Here is a 12045-nt window from a genome sequence, read left to right as displayed (position 1 = left end):
CTGCCGGGCGCGGCTGCGCGAGGAGATGCAGGTCGAGTTCACCATCGAGGATGGCCGCCTGGCGGTGCTGGACGCCGTTCGTGTCGCGCGCTCGGCCCGGGCGGGCCTGCGGATCGCGGTGGCGCTGGCCGAGGATGGGGTGATCCCGAAGGAAGAGGCGGTGCTGCGGGTGGAACCCCGCGCGCTGTCGGAACTCCTCCACCACCAGGTCGATCCGCGCGGCGAACGCGACGTGATCGCCCGGGGGATTGCGGCCTCTCCCGGGGCCGCGACGGGCAAGCTGGTGTTTTCCTCGGCAGCGGCGCAGGCCAGCGCCTCGAAGGGCGAGCCCTGCATTCTGGTGCGGCGCGAAACCTCGCCCGAGGACATTCGCGGCATGCATTCCTCGGCCGCGGTGCTGACGGAACGGGGCGGGATGACCAGCCATGCGGCGGTGATCGCGCGCGGGCTGGGGCTGCCCTGCGTGGTCGGCGCTTCGGACATCCGGCTGGATGCGCGCGACAGGAAGCTGACCGCAGCGGATGGCCGCGTCTTCCGCGAGGGCGACGTGGTGACGCTGGACGGATCGAAGGGCGAGGCGCTGGCCGGGGCGGCCGAGATGCTGCCACCGGCCCTGGACGACAGTTTCCGTCGGCTCCTGGCCTGGGCGGACGAGGTGCGTGACATCGGCATCCGGGCGAACGCAGACACCCCAGCCGACGCCGAGACGGCGCGCAAGTTCGAGGCGCAGGGCATCGGGCTTTGCCGGACCGAGCACATGTTCTTCGACGAGGACCGGCTGGTCGTCATGCGCGAGATGATCTTCGCCGACACGCCGGGCGACCGGGCGGCGGCCTTGGCCCGCCTTCTGCCGATGCAACGGGCTGATTTCGTGCAGCTCTTTGAAATCATGCAAGGATTGCCGGTCTGCATCCGCCTGTTCGACCCGCCGCTCCATGAATTCCTGCCGCAGGACCGTGAAGGCCTGCGCGATCTGTCCGAGGCGCTGGACCGGCCGCTTTCCGAAGTCACCCGTCGCGCGGAAGCCCTGACCGAGGTCAATCCGATGCTGGGCATGCGGGGGGTGCGCCTGGGGGTGGTCCTGCCGGAAATCTACGACATGCAGGCGCAGGCGATCTTCGAGGCGACGCTGGAATCCGCCCGCCGGGGCGCCCCGGTGGTGCCCGAGATCATGATCCCGCTGGTCAGTGCCCGGCGTGAGGTGGAACTGGTCAAGACGCGGATCGACGCCGTGGCGGCCATGGTGCGCACCAAGGCGGGGGCGGGCTTCGACTACAAGCTGGGTGTCATGGTGGAAACCCCGCGCGCGGCGCTGCGGGCGGGCGAGATTGCCCAGCATGCGGCCTTCCTGTCCTTCGGCACCAACGACCTGACCCAGATGACCTACGGGTTGAGTCGCGATGACGCCGGGCGGTTCATGAACACCTATGTCCGGCAGGGGGTGTTCCCCGAGGATCCGTTCCACATCCTGGACGTCGACGGGGTGGGAGAGCTTTTGCACATCGGGGCCGAGAGGGGGCGCAAGACCCGGAAAGATCTGACTTTGTCGATCTGCGGCGAGCATGGCGGCAACCCGGAATCCATCGACTTCTGCCGCCGCGCCGGGTTCGACTATGTGTCCTGTTCGCCCTACCGCGTGCCGATGGCGCGTCTGGCGGCGGCGCATCTTGCGCTCAACGACAGGAAGAAAGATATTTAATATCAGTTACTTGTAACTGATTCTTAAGGAATTTGCCCCGATTTTCGGCGGCATTTCGCTCATGCAGCATTGAAATCCGTGGCAATTCTGCAACAGCGGGTAGACCCATGCCCGTCGTTCCCCTACGTCGCCGCCAGCTTGCCAAGGCGGGGAGACTTCCGCCGGGAAACCAAAACGGAAGAGCAGAATGAAACGCGACCTTGCGACCCTCGCGCTGGCGATGGCCCTGGCAGCCAACACCGCTGCGGCTGACGCCAGCTGGACGACCGGCATGTTCGGCCTGATGCCGACCCCCGCGGCCTACTCACCGGACCTGACGCGCCTGCCCGCGCCCGACCTGAACGGCCCCTTGCCTGCCATCGCGATGACCGACGGGATCACCGAGGAATGGCTGATGGCACGGCCGGAACCGACGGGTGACGAACAATGGGAATGCCTGACCCAGGCGCTGTATTTCGAAGCCCGTGGCGAAAGCCTGGAGGGCCAGATCGCCGTCGCCGAAGTGATCCTGAACCGCGTCGACAGCCCGCTTTACCCGCGCACGGTCTGCGGCGTGGTCAAGCAGCGGGGTGGCGGCGGCTGCCAGTTCTCCTACGTCTGCCGCGGGACGACCAAGATGCGCGAGAAGGGCGCCCGCGACCTAGCGGGCCGCATCGCGCGGGCGATGCTGGACGGGGCGCCGCGCATCCTGACCGACGGGGCGACGCATTTCCACACCCGGGGCGTCAGGCCCAGCTGGTCGAAACGTTTTGCGAAGACGGCTTCGATCGGCGCGCATCTCTTCTACCGGCAGCCTGGCGCCAGCGGCTGATGTCGCCAATCGCGGCATAGCTGACGCCTTATCGCTTGGTTCGCCCGCCGCGCGTGGTATGAGGGGCCGAACCGCGTCAGGAGCCCCCATGTCGGACATAGAGCTGGCCTTCGCTCATCCGGAAGACCGGGCCGAAGCCTCGGCCGGGGCGGCGCCGCGCGACCGGATCAGCTTGCGCGACCATGTGGTCGAGGCCGATATCGGCGCTTTCCAGAAGGAACGCGGTCACAAGCAGCGCCTGCGCTTCAATGTCGTGGTCGAAGTGCGCCCGGTGACGGAGCCGCTGGAAGACGATGTCGACCGCATCCTCAGCTATGACCGGATCACCGAATCCATTGCGGCGGAACTGGCAGCGGAGCGGCTGAACCTGCTGGAAACGCTGGCCGAGCGGGTGGCCGATCACATCCTGGCCGAGCCCGCCGCGATGCGGGTCTTCATCAGGATCGAGAAGCTGGACGTCGGACCCTATGCGCTGGGGGTGGAAATCGTGCGCTCTCGCGCCGAGCATCCGGTGCAGAAGCACGGCGACGAGGGGATGGAGGCGGTGCATCCGCTGGTGGTCTACCTCGACAACGCGACGATCCATGCTGCCGATCTTTCATCCCGGCTCGACGCGCTTCTGGCCGAGGGATTGCCGCTGATCCTGACGGTGGGCCTGCCGGACCTGCCGCGTCCGGTGACGGGCCACAAGCCGACCCAGCGCCGGGTGGATCTGCTGGCGATGGAGCAGAACGCCTGGACGCTCGCCGCCCGTGACCCGCGCTGCGTGGTTGTGGCAACGCGGACGGAAATCGACTGGGCGATGAAGCGCGGGCAATCGGTGGTCTGGGCGCCCTCGAAGCTGGTGCTGGATGCCGTCGACGGGCCGAAGGGCAGCGATCCGGTGGGCCTTGCCCTGTGGCTCGCGGAAACAATGTCGGCCACGGCACTGGTTGTTCACGGCGAGGTTGCAGTCCCGGCAGGAAGCCGCGTCCCGGTGAAACGCGCCTGACGCTTCCCCCTTGCCAAGGGCTTTGGCATCGGCCACTCCCAAGGCCATGGAGTATTTCCGCCCCATCGCGATGACCGATCCTGCCCGTCCGAAGGCTGCGTTGCCGTTGGCTGGCGGTTGGTGCTGGTTCGACCGGGTCGAGGTTCTGTCCCGCGCGGCAACGGGCCGGATCATTGCGGCGTCCGAGGTTCCCGAGCCGGTTCTCCACCGGCTGACTGCTCCCCGAACCGATTTCGCCGGCCTGTCCATGAATCGCCCCCGGCTGATGGGCATCCTGAACGTGACGCCTGACAGCTTTTCCGATGGCGGCCGATTCCTTGCGGCGGAAGCGGCAGTCGCGCAGGCCCGGGCGATGGCGGACGGGGCCGAAATCATCGACATCGGCGGCGAAAGCACCCGGCCCGGAGCGGTGGAGGTGGCGGTCGAGGAAGAGATCGCCCGCACTGCCCCAGTTATCGCGGCATTGCGTGCCGGGGGACTGACCTGCCCGATTTCCATCGACACCCGGAAAGCACCCGTGGCGCAAGCCGCGCTGGAGGCGGGGGCGAGCATCGTCAACGACGTCTCGGCCTTCGACTTCGACCCGACTCTCGGGCCCTTGGCGGCGTCGACGGACGTTCCAGTGATCCTGATGCACGCGCAAGGGGTGCCTGCGACGATGCAGGATGACCCGCGCTACGGGGATGTGCTCTTGGACGTCTACGATGGGCTGGCAGCCCGGCTGGCCCGGGCCGAGGCTTTGGGGATCGACCGTGGGCGGATCATGCTGGACCCCGGCATCGGCTTCGGGAAGACGCAGGCCCACAACCTCACGCTCCTGCGGGGACTGTCGCTGTTCCATGGGCTTGGCTGCCCGATCCTCCTCGGCACCTCGCGCAAGCGGTTCATCGGGGCCATCGGTCGGGCCGAGCCCCAGGACCGGGCGCCGGGCTCGATTGCCACGGCATTGCAGGGGGTGGCGCAGGGGGTGCAGGTCATCCGCGTGCATGATGTGGCGGAGACGCGGCAGGCATTGCGGCTTTGGCAGGCGATGAATACCGATCATCTGGAGGAAGAGGCATGAGCCGCAAGCTTTTCGGCACCGATGGCGTGCGGGGGCGGGCGAATAGCTGGCCGATGACGGCAGAGCTGGCCCTGAAATTGGGCGCGGCGGCGGGGCGGTATTTCCGCCGGGACGGGTCCGCGGCGCATCGGGTAGTGATCGGCAAGGACACGCGGCTTTCCGGCTACATGCTGGAGAATGCGCTGACAGCTGGGTTCTGCTCGACCGGGATGAACGTGCTGCTCCTGGGCCCCGTGCCGACCCCGGCGGTGGGCTATCTGACGCGGTCGATGCGGGCGGATGTGGGGGTGATGATTTCGGCCAGCCACAACCCGCACCAGGACAACGGGATCAAGTTCTTCGGACCGGACGGCTTCAAGCTGTCGGACGCGGCGGAGGCCGAGATCGAGGCGATGGTGGAGGGGGAGATTGCCCCCGCCAAGCCCGAGAACATCGGGCGGGCGAAGCGGATCGAGGACGGGCGGGGGCGGTATCAGGAGTTCGTCAAGACGAGCTTTCCGAACGGGCTCAGGCTGGACGGGTTGAAGGTGGTGATCGACTGCGCGAACGGGGCGGCCTACAGGTGCGCGCCGGAGGTGCTGTGGGAGTTGGGGGCCGAGGTGATCCCGGTGGGGGTCGCCCCGAACGGCACCAACATCAACGACCGCTGCGGGTCGACCCATACCGAGACGGCGGCCGAGGCAGTGGTGGCCCACGGGGCGCATGTCGGGATTTCGCTGGATGGCGATGCCGACCGGATCATGATCCTGGACGAGACGGGCCGGGTCGCGGACGGGGACCAGATCATGGCGCTCCTCGCGGCGCGGTGGGCCGAGGACGGGCGTCTGGCCGGCGGGGCGCTGGTGGCGACGGTGATGTCGAACCTGGGCCTGGAGCGGTTCCTCGAAGGACGCGGGCTGCGGCTGGAACGGACGGCGGTGGGGGACCGCTATGTGGTGGAGCGGATGCGGGAGGGGGGGTTCAACCTTGGGGGCGAGCAGTCCGGGCATATCGTGATGACCGACTATGCGACCACCGGGGATGGCCTCGTCGCCGGGTTGCAGTTCCTGGCGGAGATGGTGCGGACGGGGCGGCCTGCGTCGGAGCTGACGCGGTCCTTCGCGACGGTCCCGCAGATGTTGAAGAATGTCCGCTTCACCGCCGGTGCGCGACCCTTGGAGGTGGCATCGGTGCAGGCGGTGATCCGGGCGAGCGAGGCGCGGATCGAGGGGCGGGGGCGGATCCTGATCCGGAAATCGGGGACGGAGCCCCTGATCCGGGTCATGGCGGAATGCGAGGACGAGGCGCTGCTGGCGGCGGTCGTGGACGAGATCGTGGGGGCGGTGGAGGCTGCGGTCTGACTCTGTCCACGGTGGACATTTCTGTAATACGGTTTTGAAGCAATGGGTTGGGCATTCCTGTTAAGGTGGTCTTAACTTTTGCCAGGGAGCCGGATGGTCAGGCTTTCCGTTCTGGCGGAGAGCCGGGGGCCGGGGCAAATTGCGAGCGAAGAAGCAGGATTGAACGGGGCGGCAAATGCAGAAGCTGAGGGTGGGACTGGGCGTGATGGCGGTGCTTTGGGGCACGGCTGCCATTGCCGAGGATGTGACCGTTGCCGGACACAAGATCAGCGTCACCGATGACGGCATGGGCAGCGCGGCGCTTCTGGTCGACGGCGAGGTGCTGCACGAGAACGGGGTAATCTACCTGGACGAAGCCACGCAAACCTTGGGCGGCGTGACAGTCGTCACCGGGGTGGCGGGCGCGGGTGGCAATGCCTGCGGGGCGGCGCCCTTCGTTCTGGCGCTGCCGGAGGGATCGGCCCCGGCGCTGTACGGACCCCTGGACAGCTGCCGCGAGTTCACGATGCAGGTGCAGCCCGAGGCGCTGGTGTTTGCGACCGAGCCCCTGCCGTCGGAGCCGGGCGCGGTCTGGGTCTGGAACCCGACCACGGGCCTGACCGAAGCCTCGCCAGAGGACTTTGCCGCCGATCCGGGCGCGGGCTGGGAGGCGGTGTCATCTCTCGCCCAGGCGCATCCGGTCGATGCGATGAAGCTGGCCCCGGTGCTGGCGGCGTTGCAGGCGGGGCTCGGGGCCGATTACCCGGTTTATGCCGAACGGATTTCCGATCTTGGCTCGGGCGACCTGACGGCGGAGGGCTATCTGGGACAGGCTTGCCTGAAATACACCTGCGAGGCAGACTGGGCGCTACTGTACCTGCATCCCGCAACCGAAGGGGTGTTTGCCGCATGGCACGTCGAGGGCGAGATCGAACCGCATCTCTGGCCGACCGACACCAACCTCTGGCCTGCAGAGGCGATGGCGGCCCTGCGGGGAGCGGTCGGCGGATGAAGCCGCTGCTGCTGGCCGGAGGGCTGCTGACCGCGACCGCGGCTTTCGCCGGGCGGCAGGATGTGACGCTGCCGGTGGATGACAAGGTGGCGCAGATCAGCGAGATCGACGGGATGGAGGTCCTGAGCATCGGGTTCCCGGAGGACGGCCTGCTCGACATCCTGTCCGGGGCGGATCTTGAAATCGTGGCGATGGCGGATGGGCCCGACACCACCGCCCTGTTCGGCGGGGCAATCCTTGTGGTGGAAGCGACGGGGACGCACAGCTGCGACGACGGCGACCCGCTGGACTACTATGTGGTGAAGATGGGCCTTTTGCCGGGCGAACCGCAGGGGCCGGTGACGAGTTGCGGGCAACTTACGGCGACGATCGCCGAGGACGTGGTCACGCTGGCCGCCGATCCCGGGCGCGAGGGGGCGGAGTCCTGGACCTGGGCCCCGGCGACCGGGTTCCAGGCACTGGCCAAGTAAGATTGCGCGCCCGATCCTAGCCGCGCGATTTCGGGGCGAGGGCATAGTCGCCGGGATAGGCCAGGTTGCCGTGATGGGTGATCTTCGCCGTCTCGTGGCACCAGATCTCGCCGCCGCAGCCTTCGATCCAGCGGCGGCAGAAGCTGGTATCCTCGCCGTGCATCACCGCACCGCCACGGCCGCGCAGGTGGCTGAAGAAATCGTGGAAATCCGCGCCGGGATAGCCCGGGCCGTTGAAGCCGGGGACGGGGAGCGCGGCACCCGCCTCGACCATCCGCTCGGGCACGGCACGGCGGATCAGCATGAAGCCGGTGCCCGCGCCCGGGACCTTGCGGAAGCCGTCCCGCACCTCATCCGGCCAGGCCTGGCCCGCGTCGAAGACCTGCTGGACGTTGTAGCGCAGGCTCTCGGCGAGAAGCTTTTCCGTGGGCGCGCGTTCGGCGGGGGGCTTCAGCGCCTCGCGTTCGATCAGGCTGCGGAAGGTGCTCCAGCGCATCTGGCGTTGCGGGTAGGGGGCGACGGTGAAATCGGCGTCGAAGGCGAGGCAGTCGAAGAAGACCTGCGGCTGGTAGCTCATGTCGCTGTCGAGAAGGAGCGCATGGGTGAACTTCTTGTCGGCGAGGAAGACGGACATCAGGTAGTTGCGCGAGATCACCAGATCGGACCATTCGTAGGTCTTGAGCGCGAAGGGGATGCCGCGACTGGGCAGGGCCTGGGTCAGGCCGAGCAGGCTGTGGACGGCGGGGGTGTCGATCTGGCCGGAGGTGGGCATCAGGATCAGGAGTGTCGGCATTCTTGTCCCCCTCTGGTCGGGACCAAGGGTTGCAGGGGCACCGGCGGACGTCAAGCGGCGGTCAGGGCTTGCGCTCGGGCGTCCAGCCCCCCGTGCAGGTGAGGCCGCGGAAGCGGATGGAGCAGAGAACGGTTTCGCCGCCGGGCAGGCGGTAGGCAAAACGGTAGCCGAACAGTACGCCTTCGCCGCCCTGCACCTGCGCTTCGCCTTCCGCGGCAGGCTGGCCGGGCTGCTGGACCGGGACGCGCTGGCCGTCCTTGGCGAAGGCCAGGATCGGCCGGGTCGTGATGTCGGACAGGGCCATGGAGGAGCCGACGTTGGTCAGGATGAACCAGAGGACGGCGAGGACGATCAGGGCGATGGGGATCCAGCGGCGCATCGGTTATCCTTCGAAGGGCTGGCCGACTGTGGCGCAGCGGTGCTGCCGCCGCAAAGAAAAAGGGCGCCCGGGGGCGCCCTTTCGGTTGGTTCCGTGGCCGGGCCCGCGATCAGTTCCGCGCCTTGTCGACCATCTTGCCCTTCTTGATCCAGGGCATCATGTCGCGCAGCTTCTCGCCGACCTTCTCGATCTGGTGTTCGTCGTTGATCCGGCGGGTGGCCTTGAAGAAGGGCTGGCCGACGGCGTTTTCCTGCATGAAGTCGCGAACGAATTTGCCGGTCTGGATGTCGGTGAGGACCGCCTTCATCCGGGCCTTGGTCTCGTCATAGGGCAGGATGCGGGGGCCGGAGACATATTCACCGTACTCGGCGGTGTTCGAGATCGAGTAGTTCATGTTGGCGATGCCGCCTTCGTAGATCAGGTCCACGATCAGCTTCACCTCGTGCAGGCATTCGAAATAGGCCATTTCCGGTTCGTAGCCGGCTTCGACCAGGGTCTCGAAGCCCATGCGGATGAGTTCGACGAGACCGCCGCACAGCACCGCCTGTTCGCCGAAGAGGTCGGTTTCGCATTCCTGGCGGAAGTTGGTCTCGATGATGCCCGAGCGGCCGCCGCCGATGGCCGAGCAGTAGGAGAGGCCAAGCTCCATCGCCTTGCCGGTCGCGTCCTGGTGGACGGCCACGAGGCAGGGCACGCCGCCGCCCTTGGTGTATTCGCCGCGGACGGTATGGCCGGGGCCCTTCGGGGCCATCATGATGACGTCGACGCCCTTTTTCGGCTCGATCAGGCCGAAATGCACGTTCAGGCCGTGGGCGAAGGCAATCGCGGCGCCTTCACGCAGGTTGTCATGGACGTATTTCTTGTAGGTTTCGGCCTGCAGTTCGTCGGGCATGGTGAACATGATCAGGTCGGCCCATTTGGCGGCCTCGGCGATGCCCATGACCTTCAGGCCTTCGCCTTCGGCTTTCTTGGCCGAGGGCGAGCCTTCGCGCAGCGCGACGACGAGGTTCTTGGCGCCCGAATCGCGCAGATTCAGCGCATGGGCGTGGCCCTGGCTGCCATAGCCGAGGATCGCGACCTTCTTGTCCTTGATCAGGTTCACATCGCAGTCGCGGTCGTAGTAAACGCGCATTTGGCGTCCTCCTTGGTGGTGATGGGGGGACAATAGCGATCTGGCGGCTGCGGACCGTGCAATTTTTGACGATTTGCGCAGAGTATGCGAAAGATCATTCGCAAGGATCGCACAGGACGAGATTTTCATGCAGATCGACGACACCGACCGCCGCATCCTGCGGCACTGGCTGGCCGAGCCGGGGCTGGAGCGGGCAGCCTTGGCCGAGCGGGCCGGGGTGACGGCGGCGACGCTGTGGCGGCGGCTGGACCGGCTGCGCGAGGGCGGGGTGATCAAGGCGGAAGCGGCGGTGATCGACTGGCGGGCGCTCGGCTATGCCGTGGAGGTGAGCCTGCGCTTCACGCTGGACAAGACCAACCCGCGGGCCTTCGACGAATTCATCGCGGCGGCGCGCGAGGTGCCGGAGGTGATCGGAATCGAGACTTTCCTTGGCCGGGTGGACGTGCGGCTGAACGTGATCGCGCGGGACATGGGGCACTGGACCGGCATCTACCGCGAGCGGATCCTGACCCTGCCGCATATCGCCGAGGTGGAAGCGCTGATGCTGGTGGCCACGATCAAGGAGACGGGGGGGCTGCCCCTATGACTTTCGGCGTGATTGACCTCGATGACATGGACCGGACGATCCTGCGGGCGCTGGCAGAGGATGGGCGGCTCTCGGCGGGGGAGTTGGGGCGGCGGCTGGGGCTGTCGCAGCCTGCGGCCTGGCGGCGGGTCAGGCGGCTCACAGAGGCAGGGGTACTGAGGGGCATCGCGGTGGAGGTGGACCGCGAGAAGCTGGGGTTTGGCGTCACGGTGTTCCTGGGGGTGAAGCTTGCCACCAAGGGCCGGGTTTCGCTGGAGGATTTCGAGCGCGCGGTACAGGCGATCCCGGAAGTGCAGGTGGTGCAGCATGTGCTGGGCCTGTTCGACTATCGGTTGCGGGTCGTGGCGCGCGACCTTGCGGATTTCGAGCGGGTGCTGCGCCGCCGGATCATGACGCTGCCGGGGGTGGGCAACGTCGAGGCGAATGTGCTGCTGACCGAGGAGCGCAGGCCGGGGCCTTTGGGGTAGCCGTGGTGCCTGCAAGCACGCACCCTACCCAAATCGCGGCAGCTTGGTTAGGTTGGCCGCAAGAAAAGGGAGAACCACCATGACTTTGCCGCACGCCCATATCGACCCGGAGGGGTTGGAGGAATTCTCGGTCGTCTTCACCGACCGCTCGCTGAACCACATGTCGGCGCGGTTCCAGGGCGTGATGCGCGATGTCTCGGGCATGTTGAAAGAGGTCTACAAGGGCTCTGCCGTGGCGCTGGTGCCGGGGGGCGGGACCTATGCGATGGAGGCGGTGGCGCGGCAGTTCGGGACAGGCCGCGCGCTGATCGTGCGGAACGGCTGGTTCAGCTACCGCTGGACGCAGATCTTCGAGGCCGGGGGATTCGCGGCGGAGACGACCGTGGTGATGGCGCGGCAGGCCGGGAACGATGCGCGGGCGCCTTACGCCCCGCCGCCGATCGAGGAGGTGGTGGCGAAAATCCGCGAGGTTCGCCCGGATGCGGTGTTTGCGCCGCATGTCGAGACCTCCTCGGGGATCATCCTGCCGGATGACTATGTGACCCGGATGGCGACGGCGGCGCATGAGGTGGGGGCGCTGATGGTGCTGGACTGCATCGCCAGCGGTTGCGTCTGGGTCGACATGGCGGCGACGGGCGTGGATGTGCTGATCTCGGCACCGCAGAAGGGCTGGTCGGCCTCGCCCTCCGCGGGGATCGTGGTGCTGTCGCCTGCGGGCGAGGCGCGGCTGGCGGAAACCACGTCGTCGAGCTTTGCGCTGGACCTGAAGAAATGGCGCGCGATCATGGAGGCCTATGAGAAAGGCGGCCACGCCTATCATGCGACGATGCCGACCGATGCGATTGTGGGCTTCCGGGATGCGATGGCCGAGACGAAGGCGATGGGATTTGCCGAGGCGAAGGCCGCGCAATGGGCCCTGGGCCGCGCGGTTCGGTCGATGCTGGCGGAAAAGGGGGTGCCGTCGGTTGCGGCCGAGGGCTTCCAGGCGCCGGGGGTGGTGGTGAGCTACACCGGCGACGCCGAGGTGCAGAACGGCGCGAAGTTCCGGGCCGAAGGCCTGCAGATTGCAGCGGGGGTTCCCTTGCAGGTGGGCGAGGGGCCGGAGTTCAGGACCTTCCGGCTTGGCCTCTTCGGGCTGGACAAGCTGAAGGACGTGGATGGGACGGTGGCGCGGTTGAAGCAAGCGGTGGATGCGGTGTTGCAAGGATAGGTGGGTTGGCCCCCCCCCAACCGAGGGCGGAGGGGGAGGGGGGGTGGCAACCCCCCGCGACCACACCCCAACACCTGCGCGCCGCAGCCAAAGCCGCCCCGGGCGCGCGGGCA

Annotated in this window: 13 protein-coding genes; 10 read left to right on the top strand and 3 right to left on the bottom strand. The window is 67.4% G+C overall.

Going from position 1 to position 12045, the window contains the following annotated elements:
• The 7 genes from JNL31_RS10170 to JNL31_RS10140 all read left to right on the top strand — a co-directional run.
• Window positions 1-1699, top strand: a 1699-nt coding sequence (locus JNL31_RS10170; RefSeq protein WP_294972903.1) for a putative PEP-binding protein, incomplete at its 5' end; no start/stop codon positions are given.
• A gap of 187 nt (window positions 1700-1886) precedes the next feature.
• Window positions 1887-2510 carry a cell wall hydrolase gene (locus tag JNL31_RS10165; protein WP_294972902.1) on the top strand — a complete coding sequence of 208 codons (624 nt, stop codon included), beginning with the start codon at window positions 1887-1889 and terminating at the stop codon, window positions 2508-2510.
• Between the two features lie 88 nt (window positions 2511-2598).
• A complete protein-coding gene (locus JNL31_RS10160) occupies window positions 2599-3501 on the top strand; it encodes a dihydroneopterin aldolase (protein WP_294972900.1) in 903 nt (300 codons plus the stop codon).
• A 46-nt stretch (window positions 3502-3547) separates the two neighbouring features.
• Window positions 3548-4564, top strand: coding sequence for a dihydropteroate synthase (folP, locus tag JNL31_RS10155; RefSeq protein WP_294972899.1), 1017 nt, complete (start codon window positions 3548-3550; stop codon window positions 4562-4564).
• Window positions 4561-5904 carry a phosphoglucosamine mutase gene (gene glmM / locus JNL31_RS10150; protein ID WP_294972898.1) on the top strand — a complete coding sequence of 448 codons (1344 nt, stop codon included), beginning with the start codon at window positions 4561-4563 and terminating at the stop codon, window positions 5902-5904. The genes folP and glmM overlap by 4 nt, the downstream gene beginning before the upstream one ends.
• 175 nt (window positions 5905-6079) lie before the next feature.
• Window positions 6080-6895, top strand: a complete 816-nt coding sequence (locus JNL31_RS10145; protein ID WP_294972896.1) for a hypothetical protein — start codon at window positions 6080-6082, stop codon at window positions 6893-6895.
• Window positions 6892-7365 carry a hypothetical protein gene (locus JNL31_RS10140; protein WP_294972895.1) on the top strand — a complete coding sequence of 158 codons (474 nt, stop codon included), beginning with the start codon at window positions 6892-6894 and terminating at the stop codon, window positions 7363-7365. The genes JNL31_RS10145 and JNL31_RS10140 overlap by 4 nt, the downstream gene beginning before the upstream one ends.
• A 16-nt stretch (window positions 7366-7381) precedes the next feature.
• On the opposite strand, the gene JNL31_RS10135 is transcribed toward JNL31_RS10140, so the two are convergent.
• The 3 genes from JNL31_RS10135 to ilvC form a co-directional block, all read right to left on the bottom strand.
• Window positions 7382-8158 carry a hypothetical protein gene (locus JNL31_RS10135; RefSeq protein WP_294972893.1) on the bottom strand — a complete coding sequence of 259 codons (777 nt, stop codon included), beginning with the start codon at window positions 8156-8158 and terminating at the stop codon, window positions 7382-7384.
• Window positions 8159-8219: 61 nt separating this feature from the next.
• Window positions 8220-8537, bottom strand: a complete 318-nt coding sequence (locus JNL31_RS10130; protein WP_294972891.1) for a hypothetical protein — start codon at window positions 8535-8537, stop codon at window positions 8220-8222.
• Window positions 8538-8646: 109 nt separating this feature from the next.
• On the bottom strand, window positions 8647-9669 hold the full coding sequence (gene ilvC / locus JNL31_RS10125) for a ketol-acid reductoisomerase (RefSeq protein ID WP_294972889.1): 1023 nt from the start codon (window positions 9667-9669) through the stop codon (window positions 8647-8649).
• Window positions 9670-9796: 127 nt separating this feature from the next.
• Between ilvC and JNL31_RS10120 the strand changes: the two genes are divergently transcribed.
• The 3 genes from JNL31_RS10120 (at window position 9797) to JNL31_RS10110 (ending at window position 11932) form a co-directional block, all read left to right on the top strand.
• Window positions 9797-10255 (top strand): Lrp/AsnC family transcriptional regulator, encoded by a 459-nt coding sequence (locus JNL31_RS10120; RefSeq protein ID WP_294972887.1) that lies wholly within the window; start codon window positions 9797-9799, stop codon window positions 10253-10255.
• A gap of 8 nt (window positions 10256-10263) precedes the next feature.
• Window positions 10264-10722 carry an Lrp/AsnC family transcriptional regulator gene (locus tag JNL31_RS10115; RefSeq protein WP_294972905.1) on the top strand — a complete coding sequence of 153 codons (459 nt, stop codon included), beginning with the start codon at window positions 10264-10266 and terminating at the stop codon, window positions 10720-10722.
• A 79-nt stretch (window positions 10723-10801) separates the two neighbouring features.
• The gene (locus tag JNL31_RS10110; protein ID WP_294972885.1) at window positions 10802-11932 is read left to right on the top strand and encodes an aminotransferase class V-fold PLP-dependent enzyme; all 1131 of its coding nucleotides are present in this window, start codon (window positions 10802-10804) and stop codon (window positions 11930-11932) included.
• Window positions 11933-12045: the final 113 nt, after the last annotated feature.

The organism is Tabrizicola sp., assembly GCF_016792905.1.
Taxonomy (GTDB): domain Bacteria; phylum Pseudomonadota; class Alphaproteobacteria; order Rhodobacterales; family Rhodobacteraceae; genus Tabrizicola.
The sequence above is the reverse complement of the archived record's forward strand: the minus strand, read 5'-3'. Positions and strand labels throughout refer to the sequence as shown.